Source organism: Streptomyces sp. NBC_00996 (assembly GCF_045162675.1).
Taxonomy (GTDB): domain Bacteria; phylum Actinomycetota; class Actinomycetes; order Streptomycetales; family Streptomycetaceae; genus Streptomyces.
The window spans coordinates 6934380-6955174 of sequence record NZ_CP108723.1 but is presented as its reverse complement, the minus strand read 5'-3'; the positions used below and the strand labels follow the sequence as shown (position 1 = coordinate 6955174).

The following is a 20795-nucleotide window of genomic DNA, read 5'->3' as shown; positions in this document are numbered from 1 at the left end:
ACGGTAGGCACCCCACTACGCTACGGATGAGTAGCAAGCCCCCCTTCTGAGCACCTCACCCTCACGTCCCCCTAGAGCAGGCAGGGAGCCGCATCCCGATGTCCGAGCCGGAAGAGCTGCAACACCCCGACATCCACACCACCGCGGGCAAGCTCGCGGACTTGCAGCGCCGCATCCAAGAGGCGACGCACGCCGGCTCGGAGCGCGCCGTCGAAAAGCAGCACTCCAAGGGCAAGTTGACGGCCCGTGAGCGCATCGAGCTGCTGATGGACGAGGGTTCGTTCGTCGAGTTCGACGAGTTCGCACGGCACCGGTCGACCGACTTCGGGCTGGAGAAGAACCGCCCGTACGGCGACGGTGTCGTCACCGGGTACGGCACGGTCGACGGCCGCCCGGTCGCCGTGTTCTCGCAGGACTTCACCGTCTTCGGCGGCGCCCTCGGCGAGGTCTTCGGCCAGAAGATCATGAAGGTCATGGACTTCGCGCTGAAGACCGGCTGCCCGGTCATCGGCATCAACGACTCCGGCGGCGCCCGCATCCAGGAGGGCGTCAGCGCACTGGGCATGTACGGCGAGATCTTCCGGCGGAACACGCACGCCTCGGGTGTGATTCCGCAGATCTCGCTCGTCGTCGGGCCCTGCGCGGGCGGCGCGGTCTACTCCCCCGCGATCACCGACTTCACGATCATGGTCGACCAGACCTCGCACATGTTCATCACCGGCCCGGACGTCATCAAGACGGTCACCGGCGAGGACGTCGGCTTCGAGGAGCTCGGCGGTGCGCGCACGCACAACGCGGTCTCGGGCGTCGCCCACCACATGGCGGGCGACGAGAAGGACGCCATCGACTACGTCAAGCAGCTGCTGTCGTACCTGCCGTCCAACAACCTCAGCGAACCCCCGGTGTTCCCGGAGGAGGCGGACCTCGCCCTCACCGACGAGGACCGCGAGCTGGACACGATCGTGCCGGACAGCGCGAACCAGCCCTACGACATGCACGCGGTGATCGAGCACGTCCTGGACGACGCCGAGTTCTTCGAGACGCAGCCGCTGTTCGCGCCGAACATCCTCACCGGTTTCGGGCGGGTGGAGGGCCACCCCGTCGGCATCGTCGCCAACCAGCCGATGCAGTTCGCCGGCTGCCTCGACATCGACGCCTCGGAGAAGGCCGCGCGGTTCGTGCGGACGTGCGACGCCTTCAACGTTCCCGTCCTCACCTTCGTCGACGTGCCCGGCTTCCTCCCGGGCGTCGACCAGGAGCACACGGGCATCATCCGCCGCGGCGCCAAGTTGATCTACGCGTACGCCGAGGCCACCGTCCCCCTGATCACGGTCATCACCCGCAAGGCCTTCGGCGGCGCCTACGACGTCATGGGCTCCAAGCACCTGGGCGCCGACCTCAACCTCGCCTGGCCGACCGCCCAGATCGCCGTCATGGGCGCGCAGGGCGCGGTGAACATCCTGCACCGCCGCACCATCGCGGCAGCGCCGGAAGCCGAGCAGGAGGCGACCCGGGCCCGGCTGATCCAGGAGTACGAGGACACCCTGCTGAACCCGTACACGGCGGCCGAGCGCGGCTACATCGACGGTGTGATCATGCCGTCCCAGACCCGCTCCCACGTCGTACGCGGTCTGCGTCAGCTGCGCACCAAGCGGGAATCACTTCCTCCGAAGAAGCACGGCAACATCCCCCTCTGAGCCCCCTGTGGACCCGGATCATTCTTGGGAGCAGACATGACGATCAAGGTCGTACGGGGCAATCCGACCCCGGAGGAGCTGGCCGCCGCACTCGCGGTGGTCAGGGCGCGCGCCGCGGCGGCGGCCTCCACCCCGTCCGGCGCGCCCGGCCCGCGGGACTCCTGGGCCGACCCGGCCCGCATCGCCGCGCACCGGCTACGCCGGCCGGGCCCGACGGCGTGGGGCCGCACGTACTGGCCCGACTAGTTGCGCAGCAGGTCCGCCACGGCTTCGGCCATCACCGCGTATCCCGCGTCGTTCGGGTGCAGGTGATCGCCGAAGTCGTAGGCGGGGTGCAGCCGGTCCGGATCGGCCGGATCGGCCGGCACGCGGTTCAGGTCCACCACCGCGTCCCACTCCCCCGAGCGGCGGATCCACTCGTTCACCTCGTGGCTCACCTTCGCGGCGTGCTCGCCCCAGTGGTCGGAACCGCCGAAGGGCAGCAGGGTCGCGCCGATCACCCGTAGCCCCCGGGCGCGGGCCTGGCGTATCAACTCCCGGTATCCGTCCATGAGTTCGTCGGTCTCGACGACCGGAGCGGGCCGGTACGTCGGCTGCTCGTCCGTCTCGCTGAAGCCGATGTCGTTGAGGCCCTGGAGCACGACGAGCGTGTCCACACCCAGGTGGTCGAGGACGTCCCGTCCGAGGCGGTGGACGCCCTTCTCGCCGTACCAGGCGGAGTCGTTGAGGAGCAGGTTTCCACCGATGCCCGCGTTCAGCACGGGCCGGCCGGTGCGTTCGGCGAGCGCGTCGGACCAGCGGCGGTTCGCGTCCGGGGTCGAGCCGAAGCCGTCGGTGATGGAGTCCCCGAAGAGCGCGACGGCGTCCGTACGCCCGCCCGCGTCGACCTCGACGGCCGAGAGGAAGTACCAGGACTCGGTCGCCTCACCGAAGCCCTGACCGTCGATGTCGTCGAGGCGGTTCCCCGCACCCCGGTAGCTGGTCGCGAAGGCTTGTGCATGGAAGGTCGCGGGCCCCGTGACGGCGTCGAGGTGGAGGGTGACGGCCACCGACTCCAGGGATTCCAGGGCGAGTTCGACAGGATCGCTGACGACGGGCCCGCGCGCCGCGATCTCGACACCGGTGGCCCCCTGGAAGGTGAGCCGGCGCACCGAGCCCGCCTCGACGGCGGCCGCTTCGCCCGCACGCGCCACGGTGGCGCCGGCGATCCGCAGCGCCGAGGTTCCGTACGCGTTCGAGAGCCGGACTCGGATCCGGTCGCCGCCGACGGTGAGACGTACGGCCTGACGCAGCGACTGACGCCAGAAACCCTCCCGCGACCAGTTGGGAGTGAAGCCTTCGCTGGGGAGCTGGGGCGATGCGGTCCAGGCGGTGGTGAACACGGCAGTTGCCTCCCGAAGATCCCACTAAAGGGGACCAGAGTTCCTTTAGCAATGCTCACGACCGTAGCAGGCGCTCGCCCACTAAAGAAACCCCAGCCCCATTTACACACGGCGTACGCAAGTTGAGTACGCGTACTCAGGCGCCCGGGGCCACTGCCGCCGCACGATCGAGGACATGCTGTGGTCCGACCCGGAGGACGAACCTCCCAAGGAACTCCGCGACATGCAGGACATGTTGCGGCGCCTGGGCGTTCTCATGGCGCTGGCCATGGTGCTCGCGATGATCGTCCTCGGCATCAGGTGAGGTACGCCGATACCCTGACCGCATGACCGATCAGCCGCGCCGCCGCCTCGTGCTCGCCTCGCAGTCCCCCGCCCGGCTCAACCTGCTGCGGCAGGCCGGACTCGCTCCCGAGGTGATCGTGAGCGGAGTCGACGAGGACGCCGTGACCGCGCCCACCCCCGCCGAACTCGCGCTCGCGCTGGCCGAGGCGAAGGCCTCCGTCGTGGCGGCCAAGCCCGAGGTCCAGGGCGCGCTGGTGATCGGCTGCGACTCGGTGCTCGACCTGGACGGCGAGGCGCTCGGCAAGCCCGCGGACGCCGAGGAGGCCACCGCCCGCTGGAAGTCGATGCGCGGCCGGGCCGGGACCCTACAGACGGGTCACTGCATCTACGACACGGCGGCCAAGCGCTACGCCTCCGGGACAGCGTCCACCGTGGTCCGCTTCGGCGACCCGACCGACGCCGAGATCGCCGCGTACGTCGCCTCGGGCGAACCCCTCTACGTGGCGGGTGCGTTCACGCTCGACGGCCGCTCGGCGCCGTTCATCGAGGGCATCGACGGCGACCACGGCAACGTCATCGGGATCTCGCTGCCGCTGGTACGCCGCCTGCTGGCCGAACTGGGCATCGGCATCACGGAGTTGTGGACGCCGCGGGAGAAGTGATCAGGAGGCCGACGGGGCCGGTGGAGCGGCGACCGGAGCTCCACCTCCGTTGTCGCCGTTCTTGCCGTCCTCGGGCGCGGCGTCGGCGGGGCCGCCGGTGGCCTCCCGGCGGTCGTACGCCATGAGGGTGAACACGATCAGCCCGAGCACGACCATCATGAAGGCGAACGCCCCCCAGCCCACCAGGCCCACCGTGAAGGCGCCGAGCAGGGCGTGCACGACGGCGGCGCTGATCAGCAGGATGCGGCCGAAGAGGCGAGGGGCGCGGTCCCGGAGGGCGACCAGCAGGGCCGCGAAGCCGCACGCCGCGAAGTAGAGCCCGAAGACCAGGCCCCCGACCTTCGACGACACGGACATCATGTCCGAGTCGAGACCCGCCAAGGACATGTCCTGACGGTCGACGACGACGCCGAGGAACCAGTTCAGCAGCGCGATTCCGATCGCTTCCACGAAGAGCACGATCGCCGCCACCCACGCCACCGGTCTGCGCACCACCGGTCCCCACCCACTTCCGAGTGCTGTTACCCCAAGTACGTTCGGTACATCCCGAACGCTACTAACGGGTAAACCCCCGGACAAGGGTTCTGCCGAAGGCAAAGAATCGTTGGGCCATTCGTAGGGACTCCACAAAGAAACGTTGTGGGCCGCAGCACGGAGTCACAGAGACCTTGGCCACATTGGAGGGCTAGGGTTCAGGGAAGGATTCCTGCGTGCCACGGTGCGACAAGGGATTTTGAGGGTCGGGCGAGCCTCGCATCACGCTCCGTGTGGGCAAGCTCACCATTGGGGACGGGTCGAGAAGCCGTGTCGGCAGTCCCTAAACTCGGCTTGTTTCAAGGAGGGAGCCATCGTGCGCAAGGTGCTCATCGCCAACCGTGGCGAAATCGCTGTCCGCGTGGCCCGGGCGTGCCGGGATGCCGGGATCGCGAGCGTTGCCGTTTATGCGGAACCGGACCGGGACGCTCTGCATGTCCGTGCGGCGGACGAAGCGTTCGCGTTGGGCGGTGACACCCCGGCCACCAGTTACCTGGACATCGCCAAGGTGCTGCAGGCCGCCAAGGACTCCGGCGCGGATGCCATTCATCCGGGTTACGGCTTCCTTTCCGAGAACGCGGACTTCGCGCAGGCCGTTCTCGACGCGGACCTGATCTGGATCGGCCCGCCGCCGCAGGCCATCCGCGACCTCGGTGACAAGGTCGCCGCCCGGCACATCGCCCAGCGCGCCGGTGCCCCGCTGGTGGCCGGCACCCCCGACCCGGTGAGCGGGGCCGAGGAGGTCGTCGCGTTCGCCGAGCAGCACGGCCTGCCCATCGCCATCAAGGCCGCCTTCGGCGGTGGCGGACGCGGTCTGAAGGTCGCCCGGACGCTGGAAGAGGTGCCCGAGCTGTATGAGTCCGCGGTCCGTGAAGCGGTCGCAGCCTTCGGGCGCGGCGAATGCTTCGTGGAGCGCTACCTGGACAAGCCCCGGCACGTGGAGACGCAGTGCCTGGCCGACCGCCACGGCAACGTGGTCGTGGTGTCCACCCGTGACTGCTCCCTGCAGCGCCGCCACCAGAAACTGGTCGAGGAGGCCCCCGCCCCGTTCCTCTCCGACGCCCAGGTGGCGGAGCTGTACTCCTCCTCCAAGGCGATTTTGAAGGAGGCCGGCTACGTCGGCGCGGGCACCGTGGAGTTCCTCGTCGGCCAGGACGGCACGATCTCCTTCCTGGAGGTCAACACCCGCCTGCAGGTCGAGCACCCGGTCACCGAAGAGGTCGCCGGCATCGACCTGGTCCGCGAGATGTTCCGCATCGCCGACGGCGAACCACTGGGCTACGGCGACCCCGAACTGCGCGGCCACTCCTTCGAGTTCCGCATCAACGGCGAGGACCCCGGCCGAGGCTTCCTGCCCGCCCCCGGCACCGTCACCGCCTTCGCCCCGCCCTCGGGACCGGGCGTGCGACTGGACGCGGGCGTGGAGTCCGGCAGTGTCATCGGCCCGGCCTGGGACTCCCTGCTGGCCAAGCTGATCGTCACCGGCGCCAGTCGTGAGCAGGCCCTGCAGCGGGCCGCCCGCGCGCTGGCGGAGTTCCAGGTCGAGGGCATGGCGACCGCGATCCCCTTCCACCGCGCGGTCGTCACCGACCCGGCGTTCGCCCCCGAGCTCACCGGCAGCCAGGACCCCTTCACCGTCCACACCCGGTGGATCGAGACCGAGTTCGTCAACGAGATCTCCGCGTTCGCGGCCCCCGCCGACGCCGAGACCGACGAGGAGCCGGGCCGCGAGACCGTCGTCGTCGAGGTCGGCGGCAAGCGCCTGGAGGTTTCCCTGCCGTCCTCGCTGGGCATGTCGCTGGCCCGCACCGGCCTGGCCGCCGGCGCCAAACCCAAGCGCCGCGCCGCCAAGAAGTCCGGCCCGGTCGCCTCCGGCGACACCCTCGCCTCCCCCATGCAGGGCACCATCGTCAAGGTCGCCGTCGAGGAAGGCCAGCAGGTCAACGAAGGCGACCTGGTCGTCGTCCTGGAAGCCATGAAGATGGAACAGCCCCTCAACGCCCACCGCTCCGGCACCATCAAGGGCCTCACCGCGGAGGTCGGCGCCTCCGTCACCTCCGGCGCCGCCATCTGTGAGATCAAGGACTGATCCGCAGGTCTCCCTGTGACACCCCGAAGCGCCCGGTGGACTGGACCAGCCAGTCCACCGGGCGCTTCGTTCTCCCCCGTCCCGGTGGCCCTCCCGCTGCTGCTCCGCCAAGGGACGCAAAAGGGCGTACAAAAAGGGGCGTACAAAACGATGCGCAGGGGGCCGAGCCGCAGGGACGTACTCGAAGCAGGGGCGGCTTTCGCCCAGCCCGGGGAGCCGCTCAGGGGCCCCCGATGGCATGCTGGAGCCGCTCGGGAGCCCCTGATGGCATGCTGGACCGCAGCCGCGCGGCAGGAGAGGGCAGGTGGATGCCATGGCGGGCGCGACCGCACCTGAGAGAGCGGGGACACAGGGCCCCGTGGAGCACCCCGAGGTGCCGCGCGCCATGCGTGCCGACGCCCGGCGCAACTACGAACGGCTGCTCGCCGAGGCGCGGTCCGCCTTCGCCGAGCACGGCACCGGCGCGTCCCTGGAGGACGTGGCCCGGCGCGCGGGCGTGGGAATCGGCACGCTGTACCGCCACTTCCCGAACCGGCACGCCCTCATGAGCGCTGTCTTCCAGGACGCGGTCGACGCGCTGCTGGCCCGCTCGCGCGAACTCCTCGACGCCCCTCAGCCGTGCGCCGCCCTCGTGGACTGGCTGCGCGACATCATCACCCACGCGAGCGAGTACCGCGGCCTCTCCCGCGCCCTCATGTCGGCCTCGCAGGACAACGGTTCGGACCTCGCTCGATGCAGCGGCCCGATGCACGAGGCGGGCAGCGCCCTGCTGCTCCGCGCACAAAAGGCAGGCGCGGTACGTCCTGACATCTCCATCGGCGACCTCCTCCAGCTGACCAACGCCATCGCGTTGGCGGCCGAGGAAACCCCGGACGAGCCGCAACTGGCCAACCGCCTCTTGACCCTGACGCTACGGGGCCTGAAGCCCTGAGGTGTCCTTCGGCGATTCCGGGCCACGTGAAGCCGAGCATCGCGGTCACTTCGTGGCCCACGTCTGCCCACCCCTCCGCCCTTGGGGGGAGGAGGTCAGCGGCGGCGGAGGTCGGCGACCCTGGCGCGTTCCGGTTGGGGCTGGTCGCCCAAGGCAGTGGCGCTGCGTAGCTGGGGGCCTGCGCCGGGGATCGGCTGGCCGCGGCGGGGGCCGGGGAGCGGTACGTCCCGGCGTGGCTGGCGCCCCGCCGGGACGGGATCGCCTCCCGCGCCGCCCGAGGCCGATGACCCGGCCACCGCGATCTGTACGCCCTGGTCGGCCACGGCCTGCAGTTCGGTGACCGCGCGGTCGTCGTGCCCGGGTGGCTCGTCCGTGACCAGGCGGGTGATCAAGTCGGTCGGCACGGTCTGGAACATCGTGTCGGTACCGAGCTTGGTGTGGTCGGCGAGGACGACGACCTCGGCGGCGGCCTGGACCAGCGCGCGGTCGACCGAGGCCGACAGCATGTTGGACGTGGAGAGCCCGCGCTCGGCGGTCAGCCCGCTCCCGGAGAGGAAGGCCCGGGAGACCCGCAGCCCCTGGAGGGACTGCTCGGCACCGGAGCCGACCAGCGCGTAGTTGGAACCGCGCAGGGTGCCACCGGTCATCACGACTTCCACACGGTTGGCGTGGGCCAACGCCTGGGCCACCAGGAGGGAGTTGGTGACGACGGTCAGCCCGGGCACCCGCGCGAGCCGGCGAGCCAGCTCCTGCGTGGTCGTACCCGCGCCCACCACGATGGCCTCGCCCTCTTCGACGAGACCCGCGGCGAGATCGGCGATGGCCGTCTTCTCGGCGGTCGCGAGATGCGATTTCTGCGGAAAGCCGGACTCCCGCGTAAACCCGCCCGGCAATACCGCACCGCCGTGCCGGCGGTCGAGGAGTCCTTCTGCCTCCAGTGCGCGCACGTCCCGCCGTACGGTCACTTCGGAGGTCTGGACGACGCGGGCGAGCTCACGGAGCGACACGGCTCCATTCGCTCGCACCATTTCGAGGATCAATTGGCGACGTTCTGCAGCGAACACGAAACTGACAGTAACCCCAACGACCGTCTGCTTTCAGCAGTTTGCGCCGAATAACAGAAGTTGTTCGCATGACAGGGCGCGAAGTGGTATACGCGCCCACTCGCGCCGCCTATGTCGTACGAATGGTCGACAACTCCCCGTGACCAGCGGAGAGTCGTCGATACGCCTCAGCCCTCGCCCGCGGTCTTCCGTGTGTGCAACTGCCGAGCCACCTCGGCGATCGAGCCCGACAGGGAGGGGTACACGGTGAACGCGTTCGCGATCTGTTCGACCGTCAGATTGTTGTCGACCGCGATCGAGATCGGATGGATCAGTTCCGAGGCACGCGGAGCCACGACGACACCGCCCACCACGATGCCGGTGCCAGGGCGGCAGAAGATCTTGACGAAGCCGTCGCGGATGCCCTGCATCTTGGCGCGCGGGTTGCGCAGGAGGGGGAGTTTGACGACCCGGGCGTCGATCTTGCCCGCGTCGACGTCGGCCTGCGAGTAGCCGACGGTGGCGATCTCCGGGTCGGTGAAGACGTTGGACGAGACCGTCTTCAGGTTCAGCGGGGCCACCGCGTCGCCCAGGAAGTGGTACATGGCGATACGTCCCTGCATGGCGGCGACGGACGCGAGGGCGAAGACGCCGGTCACGTCACCGGCCGCGTACACGCCGGGAGCGGTGGTGCGCGAGACCTTGTCGGTCCAGATGTGCCCGGAGTCCCTGACCTTGACCCCGGCCTCCTCCAGGCCCATCCCGCTGCTGTTCGGAATGGCGCCGACAGCCATCAGGCAGTGCGAGCCGCTGATGACCCGGCCGTCGGAGAGCGTGACCTCGACCCGGTCGCCGACCCGCTTGGCGGACTCGGCGCGGGAGCGCGCCATGACATTCATGCCGCGGCGGCGGAAGACGTCCTCGAGGACGGCGGCGGCGTCCGGGTCCTCACCGGGCAGCACACGGTCGCGGGACGAGACGAGAGTGACCTTGGAGCCGAGTGCCTGGTAGGCGCCGGCGAACTCGGCGCCGGTGACACCGGAACCGACCACGATGAGCTCCTCGGGCAGCTCGTCGAGGTCGTACACCTGGGTCCAGTTCAGGATGCGCTCGCCGTCGGGCTGGGCGTCGGCGAGCTCACGGGGGTGGCCGCCGGTGGCGATGAGGACGGCGTCGGCGGTGAGCGTCTCCTCGGTGCCGTCCGCGGCGCGTACGACGACCTTGCGCGAGCCGTCCAGGGCCTGCATGCCCTCGAGCCGGCCGCGACCGCGCAGGACGCGGGCGCCGGCGCGCGTCACCGAAGCCGTGATGTCGTGCGACTGCGCGAGCGCCAGGCGCTTCACACGGCGGTTGACCTTGCCGAGATCGACGCCCACCACCCGGGCCGCCTGCTCCATGGGTGGCGTGTCGTCGGCGACGATGATCCCCAGCTCCTCGTACGAGGAGTCGAAGGTGGTCATCACCTCGGCCGTAGCGATAAGAGTCTTCGACGGCACGCAGTCGGTGAGCACCGACGCCCCGCCCAGACCGTCGCAGTCGACGACGGTCACCTCCGCGCCGAGCTGCGCGGCCACCAGCGCCGCTTCATATCCGCCGGGTCCGCCACCAATGATCACGATCCGAGTCACGTACTCCATTGTCCCGCACGCTTCAAGGTGCTTCCGCCCAGGGGCCCGGAGTCCTTGCATCCGAGCTGCTTCTGTTACGCGAGAGGCGTACGTGTACCTGCCGTACCCTCGACCCCATGTCGCTCTACGCCGCGTACGCCGGCAATCTCGACCCGCGGCTCATGACGCGCCGCGCTCCGCATTCGCCGCTGCGCGCCACCGGCTGGCTGAACGGCTGGCGGCTGACGTTCGGGGGCGAGCACATGGGCTGGGAAGGCGCGCTCGCGACGATCGTCGAGGCACCGCGGTCCCAGGTCTTCGTGGCGCTGTACGACATCGCACCCCTGGACGAGGACTCCATGGACCGGTGGGAGGGCGTGGGCCTCGACATCTACCGGCGGATGCGCGTCCGTGTGCACACGCTGGAGGGGGAGGAGCCGGCGTGGGTGTACGTACTGAACGGGTACGAGGGAGGGCTCCCCTCGGCGCGGTATCTCGGGGAGATCGCCGACGCGGCGGAGTCTGCGGGGGCGCCCCACGACTACGTCATGGAGCTCCGCAAGCGGCCCTGCTGAGCTCTGCCCGTGCGGGGCTGCCGCGCCGCCCCGCGGCGGGGTTCGCCCAGCCGCCCGCCCGATCGGCGCGCTGACCAGGCACTCTGCTACGCCGCTCCGCGGCGGGTCTTCCCACCCGATCGGCCCGCCGAGCACGCACCGTGCTGCGCCGCTCCGCGGCGAGTTCGCCCGCCCGCCCGATCGGCCTGCTCAACAGGCCCCGCCCTTCGCCGCTCCGCGGCGCGTTTCCCGCCCGCCCACCCGTTCGGCCCCTTGAGTCGGTGCCCTCTTTCGCCGGCGTCTCCGCCCTGCCTCTCGGTGCTCCTTGTTGGAAACGACAAGACAACGATCGCAAGACCGTGAGCTCTGTCATCTACGCGCGTAGGCCCGAACCGGCTACCCTCATGCGCGTGAACGCATCTCTTCTTCCGGACGACATCCAGGGCGACCCCTACGCCGCCGCCGACGCCGCCGCCGCGCGCCTGCGTGAGCTCACAGGCGCAGAGACCCACGACGTCGCCCTCGTGATGGGCTCCGGCTGGGCGCCGGCCGTGGACGCGCTCGGCTCCCCCGAGGCCGAGCTCCAGGTCACGGAGCTGCCCGGGTTCCCCCCGCCGGCGGTCGAGGGCCACGGCGGCACGGTCCGCTCGTACAAGATCGGCGACAAGCGTGCCCTGGTCTTCCTGGGCCGCACCCACTACTACGAGGGCCGCGGGGTCGCCGCCGTCGCGCACGGCGTGCGGACCGCCGTCGCCGCCGGCTGCAAGACCGTCGTGCTGACCAACGGCTGCGGCGGTCTGCGCGAGGGCATGCGCCCCGGTCAGCCGGTGCTGATCAGCGACCACATCAACCTGACGGCGACGTCGCCGATCGTCGGGGCGAACTTCGTGGACCTCACCGACCTGTACTCGCCGCGTCTCCGCGCCCTGTGCAAGGAGGTCGACCCCACCCTGGAAGAGGGCGTCTACGCGCAGTTCCCCGGGCCGCACTACGAGACGCCGGCCGAGATCCGGATGGCGCGGGTCATCGGTGCGGACCTCGTCGGCATGTCGACGACCCTCGAGGCCATCGCCGCGCGTGAGGCGGGTGCCGAGGTGCTGGGCATCTCCCTGGTCACCAACCTCGCTGCCGGCATGACGGGCGAGCCCCTCAACCACGAAGAGGTCCTCCAGGCGGGCCGCGACTCGGCCGCCCGCATGGGTGAGCTTCTGACGCAGGTCCTGGACCGCCTGTAGGCGAGGGCAACGGGCGCGAGCGCCGTACAACGGGTTTCATCGCCCCCTCCGCCCTTACCCGTCCCTTCCTCCCGGGGCTTCGCCCCAGACCCCGTCGGGGGGCGTTGCCCTCCGGATCCCTGCCCGGGGCTCCGCCCCCGTCCCCGCCGGGGGACACCCCCAGTGCCCCCTGGGGCTCAGCCCCCAGGACCCGCCAAGGGGCGCTGCCCCGCACCCGAGCAAGGGGCCGACCCCCAGTCCCCGCTCCTCATGCGCCGCAGGGGCTGAATCTCCCGCCCGCCGGGGCCGGAGGTCTTCAGCCCGTCCGGTGTTCGGGGCGAGGCGGTTCAGGCCGATACGGGGGTCTGGGGGCGGAGCCCTCGGGGGACGGGATGGGGTAGGGGCGGCGTGGGCGGGACAAACCCGGCGCACACAGCAACGTACGAACGAAGAGAGAGGTGCACCCGAGGTGCAGGACGAACTCATCGCACGGGCCGAGGCGTGGCTGGCCGAGGACCCCGACGCGGAGACCCGTGAGGAACTCGCCGAGCTCATCGACGCCAAAGACGTCGCAGAGCTCGCCGCCCGCTTCAGCGGCACCCTCCAGTTCGGCACCGCCGGCCTCAGAGGAGAACTCGGCGCCGGCCCGATGCGCATGAACCGCTCCGTGGTCATCCGTGCCGCCGCCGGTCTCGCCGCGTACCTGAAGGGCAAGGGGCAGACGGACGGCCTCGTCGTCATCGGATACGACGCCCGGCACAAGTCCGCGGACTTCGCCCGCGACACCGCGGCCGTGATGACGGGTGCGGGGCTGCGCGCCGCCGTACTGCCCCGCCCGCTCCCCACCCCCGTACTCGCCTACGCCATAAGGCACCTCGGCGCGGCCGCCGGCGTGGAGGTCACCGCCAGCCACAACCCGCCCCGCGACAACGGCTACAAGGTCTACCTGGGCGACGGCTCGCAGATCGTTCCCCCGGCGGACGCGGAGATCGCCGCCGAGATCGACGCCATCACCGGCCTCGGCACGGTCCCGCGCCCCGACTCCGGCTGGGAAACCCTCGACGAGGGCGTCCTGGAGGCCTACCTGGCCCGTACGGACGCCGTACTGGCGCAGGGGTCGCCGCGCAGCGCCCGCACCGTCTACACGGCGATGCACGGCGTCGGCAAGGACGTGCTGCTCGCGGCCTTCGCCCGGGCCGGGTTCCCCACCCCCGTCCTGGTCGCCGAACAGGCCGAGCCCGACCCGGACTTCCCCACCGTCGCCTTCCCCAACCCGGAAGAGCCCGGCGCGATGGACCTCTCCTTCGCGAAGGCCCGCGAGACCGACCCGGACCTGATCATCGCGAACGACCCGGACGCCGACCGCTGCGCGGTGGCAGTGAAGGGGGGCAAGGAAGGAGGTGACTGGCGGATGCTGCGCGGCGACGAGGTCGGCGCGCTGCTCGCCGAGCACCTGGTGCGACGCGGAGCGCGAGGCACCTTCGCGGAGTCGATCGTGTCCTCGTCCCTCCTCGGGCGGATCGCCGAGAAGGCGGGCCTGCCGTACGAGGAGACCCTCACCGGCTTCAAGTGGATCGCGCGCGTGGAGGGTCTGCGGTACGGGTACGAGGAGGCGCTGGGCTACTGCGTCGACCCGGACGGCGTACGCGACAAGGACGGCATCACCGCCGCCCTCCTCGTCACCGAGCTGGCCTCCGAGCTCAAGGAGCAGGGCCGGACCCTCCTCGACCTCCTCGACGACATCGCCGTCGCGTACGGCCTGCACGCCACCGACCAGCTCTCGGTCCGCGTGGAGGACCTGTCGATCATCGCGAACGCCATGCGGCGCCTGCGCGAGCAGCCGCCGACGCGGCTCGCCGGTCTGGCGATCACGAAGGCGGAGGACCTCACCAAGGGCACGGACAGGCTGCCGCCGACGGACGGTCTGCGCTACACGCTGGACGGCGCCCGCGTCATCGTCCGCCCGAGCGGCACGGAGCCGAAGCTGAAGTGCTACCTGGAGGTCGTGGTGCCCGTGGGCACCCGGGACCACCTCCCCGCCGCCCACGCGAAGGCCGCCGAGCTGCTGTCGGCGATCAAGCGGGACCTGTCGGCGGCGGCCGGTATCTGACGCGTCGATACGGACCCACCGACCTGCGGGCCGTCGATACGGACCCACCGACCTGCGGGCCGTCGATACGGACCCACCGACCTGCGGGCCGTCGATACGGACCCACCGACCTGCGGGCCGTCGATACGGACCCACCGACCTGCGGGCCGTCGATACGGACCCACCGACCTGCGGGCCGTCGATACGGACCCACCGACCTGCGGGCCGTCGGTGCGGGCCCACCGACCGGTGGGTCCGCACCGGCACACCCTGATCGTTCTGTCCGGCGAGCCCGCCCAGGCACCCCCGGTCGCTCTGGCGGGTGATTTCCGCACGGCAGTTGACGCAGCGCTCCCGTGCGCTGCCGGAAGACCGAGGAACGGTTACCGGTAGCGCACCACCGAGTCCCAGGAGCTGCCGCGTGCCCTCGACCGCTTCCCGGCCGACATCCGCCCCACCCCGGAACGCCCAAAGCCGACTCGTCCCGAGGGCACCGAAGACCCCGAAGACCCGGCGCCCACCCCGGAAAGCCACTCCCGCGGCCAGAGTCCGCGCCCATCTGCACCGCGCGGCCCCCGCCCTCCTCGCCTACGCGGCCGTCCGCGTCACCGGCCTGCTCGCGCTCGCCGTGTGGGCCCACCGCCGGCACCACGGCGTCTGGCCGATCCTGGCGACACACTGGGACGCGGACTGGTACCTGGGCATCGCCGATCACGGCTACACCCACCACCTGGGCACCGCGTACGACGCGAACAACCTCGCCTTCTTCCCGCTCTACCCCGTACTGGTCAAAGCGGCCGCGGCGCTGACGCCGGGCACCCGCGCGACGACGGGATGGGCGATCGCCATCGCGTGCTCGTTCCTCGCCGCGTGGGGAATCCACTCGGTCGGCAGCCATCTGCACGGCCGCCGGGCGGGCGTGCTGCTGACCGTCCTGTGGGCGGCTCTCCCGGTGGGCCTGGTCGAGTGGATGGGCTACACGGAGTCGCTGTTCACGGCGTTCGCCGCGTGGTCGCTGTACGGGGTGCTCACCGGGCGCTGGCTGTGGGCGGGTTCGCTGGCGGCGCTGTCGGGGCTGACCCGCCCGACGGGCATCGCGGTGGCGGCGGCGGTCACCGTGGCGGCCCTGCTCTCGCTCCGCAACGGCTTCTCGGCACGCGCCCTCGCGGCCGCCGCCCTCGCCCCGGCCGGCTGGCTCGCGTACGTGGGCTGGGTCGGCCTGCGCCTGGGCCGCTGGGACGGCTACTTCGCCGTACAGCGACTGTGGCACAACGAGTGGGACGGCGGCGTGGAGACCGTGCGCCGGCTGCGGGAGGTACTCGGGGCCGACTCGACGCCCGAGCTGTTCCTGGTGATGGTGAGCGTCACGCTGCTCGCGTCGGTGGCGCTCTACGTCCTCTCCGCATGGGACCGCCAGCCGCTCCCCCTGCTCGTCTTCACCGGGGTCCTGCTGCTCATCGTCCTGGGCAGCGGCGGCGTCTACTTCCCCCGCGCCCGTTTCCTCCTCCCCGGCTTCCCGCTCCTGCTCCCGGCGGCCCTGTACCTCGCCCGCGCCTCGCCGCGTTTCCGGGCAGTGAGCCTGACGGCCGCGGTACTGGGCTCGGCCTACTGCAGCGCGTACATGGCGCTGGTGTGGCCGAGCGCGCCGTGAACCGTGGCCGCTACGGGAGCAGCACGGTCGTCGCCACCCACACCACGCCGAACACCACGGCCAGCCGCCACAACCGCCGCCCCCGCTCGCGCTCACCGCTCTCGGCGGTCGGCCGCAGGGCCGGGTCCCGCCACATGGCGGTGATCTCGGCGGCCGTCCTCTCGGGCCGGGTGGTTGTCCCGTATGTAGCCGAGCCGCCTGTGAATTCCGCGTGTGCCGACGTCCTCACGCGTGCGCCGGCGTCCTGAAGGGCCGGTCAGCCCAGCGCCAGCAGGACGGCCAGCAGGATCGCGCCCGCGATCGCGGGCCCCATCACCTCGTACGCCCACCGCACGCTGACCTCGCCCTGCGCGCCCTCGGTGGCCGCCCGGGCCTCGGACAGTTCACGCAGGTCGTCCATGATCTGGTCGGTCTGGGCGCGGGTCGGCTCGGCGTGGACCGACGACGGACGGCCGAACGCGGACGTGCGGCCGATCTGGGACATACGACCGCCGCCGTTGGCCCCCGCCGCGCCCCGTGCCTGCTGCTTGGCCACCTTCTTGCGGGCGCGCAGCGACACGGGGATCGCCCACAGCTGGTATTTCGTGCCGGAGGTGTCGACCACCTCGTTCGAGTAGCTGGAGCGCAGGGCGGCGACCTTGCCCCAGGGCAGCACGATCACGCGGAACGGGTTGCGGATGCGCAGCCGGTCCTCGTTCGCGTAGACCGCGGGGCGCAGGGTGAAGGCGGACACCAACGGGACGATGAGGATCAGCGCGGCGAGGGCCAGCCAGGGGGTGCGGCCGTGGCCCGAGATCAGCGCGTCGATGCCGAGCCAGCCCGCGATGATCAGCAGCAGGGCGCCGCCCGCGATACCGGCGGGCGACCGGTAGATCCGGTCCTTCGACTCGGGTCTCGAGGCGTCCGGTACGGGGGGCTGGGGGTCGGGGGTGCTCATGGTCCCGATTGTGCCGGACGTCTGCGGCGGGGCTGGTGGGTGGTGGGTTTTTCGCCCCCTCCGCCCCTGCCCATTCCCGACACCCGGGGGCTCCGCCCCCAGACCCCCGGTCGTCTTTTGGCAGTGCTTGGGTGGGGGCTGGTCGCAGTTCCCGGCGCCCCCCTGCGGGGCGCTCCCCGAGGGGCGGAACAACTCCCACCTCCGTACCCGGGGGTGTACAGCCGCTACGCGCGTAGATATGCTCGGCTGGTGACCATGCCCACCACTGCACACGCTGCACAAGCACTCGGCGACGTGACCGCGTCCGACAGCACGCTGCGCCGCTTCCTCCACGGGCTGCCCGGCGTCGACGCGGTCGGCCTGGAGGCGCGCGCCGCCTCGCTCGGCACCCGTTCCATCAAGACCACCGCGAAGGCGTACGCGATCGACCTCGCCATCTCGATGGTCGACCTGACGACGCTGGAAGGCGCGGACACCCCGGGCAAGGTCCGGGCGCTCGGCGCCAAGGCGGTTCACCCGGACCCGACCGACCGTACGACGCCGACCACGGCCGCGGTCTGCGTCTATCCCGACATGGTGGCCGTGGCCAAGGAGGCCGTCGCCGGCTCCGGCGTGAAGGTCGCCTCCGTCGCCACCGCCTTCCCGGCGGGCCGCGCCGCGCTCGACGTCAAGCTGGCCGACGTGCGTGACGCCGTCGCCGCGGGCGCCGACGAGATCGACATGGTCATCGACCGCGGGGCCTTCCTCGCGGGCAATTACCTGAAGGTGTACGACGAGATCGTCGCCGTGAAGGAGGCCTCGGGCGCCGCCCGCCTGAAGGTCATCTTCGAGACCGGTGAGCTCTCGACGTACGACAACATCCGGCGCGCGAGCTGGCTCGGCATGCTGGCCGGGGCCGACTTCATCAAGACCTCCACCGGCAAGGTGGCCGTCAACGCGACGCCGGCGAACACCCTCCTGATGCTGGAAGCCGTCCGCGACTTCCGCGCCCAGACCGGCATCCAGGTCGGCGTGAAGCCCGCCGGCGGCATCCGCACCACCAAGGACGCCATCAAGTTCCTGGTCCTGGTGAATGAGACCGCGGGCGAGGACTGGCTGGACAACCACTGGTTCCGCTTCGGCGCGTCCTCGCTCCTGAACGACCTGCTGATGCAGCGTCAGAAGCTGGCCACCGGCCGCTACTCCGGCCCCGACTACGTGACGGTGGACTGATCATCATGGCATCCGCATTCGAGTACGCACCGGCGCCCGAGTCCCGCTCCGTCGTCGACATCGCCCCGTCGTACGGGCTGTTCATCGACGGCGAGTTCACCGAGGCCGCCGACGGCAAGGTCTTCAAGACCGTCAGCCCGAGCACCGAAGAGGTCCTCGCCGAGGTCGCCCAGGCCGGCGACGAGGACGTCGACCGCGCCGTGAAGGCCGCCCGCAAGGCCTTCGAGAAGTGGTCGGTGCTGCCCGGCTCCGAGCGCGCCAAGTACCTGTTCCGCATCGCCCGGATCATCCAGGAGCGCTCCCGCGAGCTCGCCGTCCTGGAGACGCTGGACAACGGCAAGCCCATCAAGGAGACCCGCGACGCCGACCTCCCCCTGGTCGCCGCGCACTTCTTCTACTACGCGGGCTGGGCCGACAAGCTCGACCACGCCGGCTTCGGCGCGAACCCGCGGCCGCTGGGCGTGGCCGGCCAGGTCATCCCCTGGAACTTCCCGCTGCTGATGCTCGCCTGGAAGATCGCCCCGGCGCTCGCGACCGGCAACACGGTCGTCCTGAAGCCCGCGGAGACCACTCCCCTGTCGGCGTTGTTCTTCGCGGACATCTGCCGCCAGGCGGGCCTGCCCAAGGGCGTCGTCAACATCCTTCCGGGGTACGGCGACACGGGTGCCGCCCTCGTCGAGCACCCCGACGTGAACAAGGTCGCCTTCACCGGTTCCACCGCCGTGGGCAAGGCGATCGCCCGCCAGGTCGCCGGGACCAGCAAGAAGGTCACCCTCGAACTCGGCGGCAAGGGCGCGAACATCGTCTTCGACGACGCCCCCATCGACCAGGCCGTCGAGGGCATCGTCACCGGCATCTTCTTCAACCAGGGCCAGGTCTGCTGCGCCGGCTCCCGCCTGCTCGTCCAGGAGTCGATCCAGGACGAGCTGCTGGAGTCGCTCAAGCGCCGCCTCTCGACGCTGCGCCTGGGCGACCCGCTCGACAAGAACACCGACATCGGCGCCATCAACTCCGCCGAGCAGCTCGCACGCATCACCTCGCTCGTCGAGCAGGGCGAGGCCGAGGGCGCCGAGCGCTGGTCCCCGGCCTGTGAACTCCCCTCCTCCGGCTACTGGTTCGCCCCGACGCTCTTCACGAACGTCACCCAGGCGCACACCATCGCCCGCGACGAGATCTTCGGCCCGGTCCTTTCGGTCCTCACCTTCCGCACTCCGGACGAGGCGGTCGCCAAGGCCAACAACAGCCAGTACGGCCTCTCGGCGGGCATCTGGACCGAGAAGGGTTCCCGGATCCTGGCCGTCGCGAGCAAGCTCCGCGCGGGCGTCATCTGGTCCAACACGTTCAACAAGTTCGACCCGACCTCGCCGTTCGGCGGCTACAAGGAGTCGGGCTTCGGCCGCGAGGGCGGTCGTCACGGCCTGGAGGCGTACCTCGCCCCGTCGAGCCCGGAGGGCGAGCGATAAAGATGAGCGCAGTTGAGAAGTCCGAGCAGCAGCGTCTGAGCGTCTTCAAGACCTACAAGCTGTACGTGGGCGGGAAGTTCCCGCGTTCCGAGAGCGGCCGGGTGTACGAGGTGACCGACTCCAAGGGCAAGTGGCTGGCGAACGCACCTCTTTCCTCCCGCAAGGACGCCCGTGACGCGGTCGTCGCCGCCCGCAAGGCGTTCGGCGGCTGGTCCGGCGCGACCGCGTACAACCGCGGCCAGATCCTCTACCGCGTCGCGGAGATGCTGGAGGGCCGCAAGGAGCAGTTCGCGCGCGAGGTCGCGGACGCCGAGGGGCTGTCGAAGTCCAAGGCGGCCGCTGTCGTCGACGCCGCGATCGACCGCTGGGTCTGGTACGCGGGCTGGACCGACAAGATCGCCCAGGTGGTCGGGGGCGGCAACCCTGTCGCGGGCCCCTTCTTCAACCTGTCCACCCCGGAGCCGACGGGCGTGGTCGTCGTCCTGGCCCCTCAGGAGTCCTCGTTCTTGGGCCTGGTCTCGGTGATCGCACCGGTGATCGCGACCGGCAACACGGCGATCGTCATCGCCTCCGAGAAGTCCCCGCTCCCGGCGCTGTCGCTGGGCGAGGTGCTGGCCACCTCCGATCTGCCCGGCGGTGTGGTCAACGTGCTCTCCGGCAGGACGGCGGAGATCTCCGCTCCGCTGGCCGCACACCAGGACGTCAACGCGATCGACCTCGCGGGCGCGGACGACGTGCTCGCGAAGGAGCTGGAGATCGCGGCCGCGGACAACCTGAAGCGCGTTCTTCGTCCACAGCCTGTGGATTATTCGATGGTCCCCGGCATCGAGCGACTGACTGCCTTCCTGGAGACGAAGACGGTCTGGCACCCGACGGGTTCTCTGGGCGCCTCCGGATCGTCTTACTGAGGCGTACCGAGTTTCGGGGCCCCGATCAGTGTCCCCGGGGCCCCGTCAACGGGAGAGCCGCGCTTCCCCTCCGTCCAGGGGGAGCGCGGCTCTCTCATGTGTCGCTCAGTGCAGCAGTCCCGTCGCCTGCCCCAGGAGCGGGATGCTCCCCACCGACGAGGCCTGCGCCACCGGCCGCGTCAAGGCCTGCGAGGAGAGCGGCTTGAAGTCGGCGAGCCGGGTGCCGACCCCGTTGTCGAGCGGGTCGACCCCGGTGCCCGCCAGCGGATTGGGCTTGAGGCCCTGGACGGGGCCGGTGACGTGGCCGACCGTGCCGGTCAGGGCCGCGAGACCCGCCTGCGGGTCGATGTTGCCCATCGAGGTGGGCCGGGTGCGCATGACGTCCACGACAGGGTCCGTGTCCGCGACGGCCGGTGCGGCCGCGGCCGCACCGGCAGCGACCACGCCGACCGCGGCGGCGATGCGCGCGGTCGTACGGGCCTTGGTGGTCTGCTGGGCTGCGTGTCGCGCCATCAGGTTTCCTCTTCGAAGAGCAGA

Annotated in this window: 20 protein-coding genes; 13 read left to right on the top strand and 7 right to left on the bottom strand. The window is 70.8% G+C overall.

Annotation, left to right across the window (positions count from 1 at the left end):
- Positions 1-98: 98 nt before the first annotated feature.
- Together OG390_RS32705 and OG390_RS32700 are read left to right on the top strand one after the other, a co-directional pair.
- Positions 99-1697: an acyl-CoA carboxylase subunit beta gene (locus OG390_RS32705; protein WP_399089229.1), complete on the top strand. Its 1599-nt coding sequence runs from the start codon at positions 99-101 to the stop codon at positions 1695-1697.
- 36 nt (positions 1698-1733) lie between these two features.
- Entirely contained in the window at positions 1734-1943 is a 210-nt protein-coding gene (locus OG390_RS32700; protein WP_399089232.1) for an acyl-CoA carboxylase epsilon subunit, read from the top strand.
- On the opposite strand, the gene OG390_RS32695 is transcribed toward OG390_RS32700, so the two are convergent.
- Positions 1940-3079, bottom strand: a complete 1140-nt coding sequence (locus tag OG390_RS32695) for an SGNH/GDSL hydrolase family protein (protein ID WP_406172966.1) — start codon at positions 3077-3079, stop codon at positions 1940-1942. The two genes, OG390_RS32700 and OG390_RS32695, sit on opposite strands and share 4 nt — an antisense overlap.
- Before the next feature lie 175 nt (positions 3080-3254).
- Here OG390_RS32695 and mmpB point away from each other — a divergent pair, with 175 nt between their 5' ends.
- Positions 3255-3383 carry a morphogenic membrane protein MmpB gene (gene mmpB, locus OG390_RS32690; protein WP_268240534.1) on the top strand — a complete coding sequence of 43 codons (129 nt, stop codon included), beginning with the start codon at positions 3255-3257 and terminating at the stop codon, positions 3381-3383.
- 22 nt (positions 3384-3405) lie between these two features.
- Positions 3406-4026 carry a Maf family protein gene (locus OG390_RS32685; RefSeq protein WP_406172965.1) on the top strand — a complete coding sequence of 207 codons (621 nt, stop codon included), beginning with the start codon at positions 3406-3408 and terminating at the stop codon, positions 4024-4026.
- Here OG390_RS32685 and OG390_RS32680 read toward each other — a convergent pair whose 3' ends face one another.
- Positions 4027-4521 (bottom strand): hypothetical protein, encoded by a 495-nt coding sequence (locus tag OG390_RS32680; protein WP_406172964.1) that lies wholly within the window; start codon positions 4519-4521, stop codon positions 4027-4029.
- Between the two features lie 355 nt (positions 4522-4876).
- Here OG390_RS32680 and OG390_RS32675 point away from each other — a divergent pair, with 355 nt between their 5' ends.
- Both OG390_RS32675 and OG390_RS32670 read left to right on the top strand, forming a co-directional pair.
- On the top strand, positions 4877-6649 hold the full coding sequence (locus OG390_RS32675) for an acetyl/propionyl/methylcrotonyl-CoA carboxylase subunit alpha (RefSeq protein WP_406172963.1): 1773 nt from the start codon (positions 4877-4879) through the stop codon (positions 6647-6649).
- A 313-nt stretch (positions 6650-6962) separates the two neighbouring features.
- A complete protein-coding gene (locus OG390_RS32670) occupies positions 6963-7580 on the top strand; it encodes a TetR/AcrR family transcriptional regulator (RefSeq protein ID WP_406177983.1) in 618 nt (205 codons plus the stop codon).
- A gap of 95 nt (positions 7581-7675) precedes the next feature.
- Here the strand turns inward: OG390_RS32670 and OG390_RS32665 are convergent, their stop codons facing one another.
- Entirely contained in the window at positions 7676-8644 is a 969-nt protein-coding gene (locus OG390_RS32665) for a DeoR/GlpR family DNA-binding transcription regulator (protein ID WP_406172962.1), read from the bottom strand.
- A gap of 167 nt (positions 8645-8811) precedes the next feature.
- Entirely contained in the window at positions 8812-10260 is a 1449-nt protein-coding gene (locus tag OG390_RS32660; RefSeq protein WP_406172961.1) for an NAD(P)H-quinone dehydrogenase, read from the bottom strand.
- 107 nt (positions 10261-10367) lie between these two features.
- On the opposite strand from OG390_RS32660, the gene OG390_RS32655 reads away from it, so the two are divergent.
- The 4 genes from OG390_RS32655 (at position 10368) to OG390_RS32640 (ending at position 15738) form a co-directional block, all read left to right on the top strand.
- Positions 10368-10805 (top strand): gamma-glutamylcyclotransferase, encoded by a 438-nt coding sequence (locus OG390_RS32655; RefSeq protein WP_189191684.1) that lies wholly within the window; start codon positions 10368-10370, stop codon positions 10803-10805.
- A gap of 389 nt (positions 10806-11194) precedes the next feature.
- On the top strand, positions 11195-12019 hold the full coding sequence (locus OG390_RS32650; protein ID WP_406172960.1) for a purine-nucleoside phosphorylase: 825 nt from the start codon (positions 11195-11197) through the stop codon (positions 12017-12019).
- Positions 12020-12467: 448 nt separating this feature from the next.
- Positions 12468-14108: a phospho-sugar mutase gene (locus OG390_RS32645; RefSeq protein WP_406172959.1), complete on the top strand. Its 1641-nt coding sequence runs from the start codon at positions 12468-12470 to the stop codon at positions 14106-14108.
- Positions 14109-14508: 400 nt separating this feature from the next.
- The gene (locus tag OG390_RS32640) at positions 14509-15738 is read left to right on the top strand and encodes a hypothetical protein (protein ID WP_406172958.1); all 1230 of its coding nucleotides are present in this window, start codon (positions 14509-14511) and stop codon (positions 15736-15738) included.
- Positions 15739-15748: 10 nt separating this feature from the next.
- Here OG390_RS32640 and OG390_RS32635 read toward each other — a convergent pair whose 3' ends face one another.
- Together OG390_RS32635 and OG390_RS32630 are read right to left on the bottom strand one after the other, a co-directional pair.
- Positions 15749-15967, bottom strand: a complete 219-nt coding sequence (locus tag OG390_RS32635) for a hypothetical protein (RefSeq protein WP_406172957.1) — start codon at positions 15965-15967, stop codon at positions 15749-15751.
- Positions 15968-15994: 27 nt separating this feature from the next.
- Positions 15995-16675, bottom strand: a complete 681-nt coding sequence (locus OG390_RS32630) for a PH domain-containing protein (protein ID WP_406172956.1) — start codon at positions 16673-16675, stop codon at positions 15995-15997.
- Between the two features lie 255 nt (positions 16676-16930).
- Between OG390_RS32630 and deoC the strand changes: the two genes are divergently transcribed.
- Genes deoC through OG390_RS32615 form a run of 3 tightly spaced genes read left to right on the top strand, consistent with a single transcriptional unit; the run spans position 16931 to position 20258 of the window.
- Positions 16931-17887, top strand: a complete 957-nt coding sequence (gene deoC / locus OG390_RS32625) for a deoxyribose-phosphate aldolase (RefSeq protein ID WP_406172955.1) — start codon at positions 16931-16933, stop codon at positions 17885-17887.
- A gap of 5 nt (positions 17888-17892) precedes the next feature.
- Complete coding sequence (locus tag OG390_RS32620) at positions 17893-19350, top strand: aldehyde dehydrogenase family protein (RefSeq protein ID WP_406172954.1); 1458 nt, start codon at positions 17893-17895, stop codon at positions 19348-19350.
- A gap of 2 nt (positions 19351-19352) precedes the next feature.
- Positions 19353-20258, top strand: a complete 906-nt coding sequence (locus OG390_RS32615; RefSeq protein ID WP_406172953.1) for an aldehyde dehydrogenase family protein — start codon at positions 19353-19355, stop codon at positions 20256-20258.
- 105 nt (positions 20259-20363) lie between these two features.
- Here OG390_RS32615 and OG390_RS32610 read toward each other — a convergent pair whose 3' ends face one another.
- Positions 20364-20771 carry a hypothetical protein gene (locus OG390_RS32610; protein ID WP_406172952.1) on the bottom strand — a complete coding sequence of 136 codons (408 nt, stop codon included), beginning with the start codon at positions 20769-20771 and terminating at the stop codon, positions 20364-20366.
- Positions 20772-20795 lie beyond the last annotated feature (24 nt).

What these genes read in the sequence shown, in the direction of transcription:
- OG390_RS32660 (WP_406172961.1), bottom strand. Translation starts at nt 10,260, where the DNA reads ATGGAGTACGTGACTCGGATCGTGATCATTGGTGGCGGACCCGGCGGA.
- OG390_RS32630 (WP_406172956.1), bottom strand. Translation starts at nt 16,675, where the DNA reads ATGAGCACCCCCGACCCCCAGCCCCCCGTACCGGACGCCTCGAGACCC.
- OG390_RS32685 (WP_406172965.1), top strand. Translation starts at nt 3,406, where the DNA reads ATGACCGATCAGCCGCGCCGCCGCCTCGTGCTCGCCTCGCAGTCCCCC.
- deoC (WP_406172955.1), top strand. Translation starts at nt 16,931, where the DNA reads ATGCCCACCACTGCACACGCTGCACAAGCACTCGGCGACGTGACCGCG.
- OG390_RS32620 (WP_406172954.1), top strand. Translation starts at nt 17,893, where the DNA reads ATGGCATCCGCATTCGAGTACGCACCGGCGCCCGAGTCCCGCTCCGTC.
- mmpB (WP_268240534.1), top strand. Translation starts at nt 3,255, where the DNA reads ATGCTGTGGTCCGACCCGGAGGACGAACCTCCCAAGGAACTCCGCGAC.
- OG390_RS32615 (WP_406172953.1), top strand. Translation starts at nt 19,353, where the DNA reads ATGAGCGCAGTTGAGAAGTCCGAGCAGCAGCGTCTGAGCGTCTTCAAG.
- OG390_RS32610 (WP_406172952.1), bottom strand. Translation starts at nt 20,771, where the DNA reads ATGGCGCGACACGCAGCCCAGCAGACCACCAAGGCCCGTACGACCGCG.
- OG390_RS32700 (WP_399089232.1), top strand. Translation starts at nt 1,734, where the DNA reads ATGACGATCAAGGTCGTACGGGGCAATCCGACCCCGGAGGAGCTGGCC.
- OG390_RS32705 (WP_399089229.1), top strand. Translation starts at nt 99, where the DNA reads ATGTCCGAGCCGGAAGAGCTGCAACACCCCGACATCCACACCACCGCG.
- OG390_RS32655 (WP_189191684.1), top strand. Translation starts at nt 10,368, where the DNA reads ATGTCGCTCTACGCCGCGTACGCCGGCAATCTCGACCCGCGGCTCATG.
- OG390_RS32670 (WP_406177983.1), top strand. Translation starts at nt 6,963, where the DNA reads ATGGCGGGCGCGACCGCACCTGAGAGAGCGGGGACACAGGGCCCCGTG.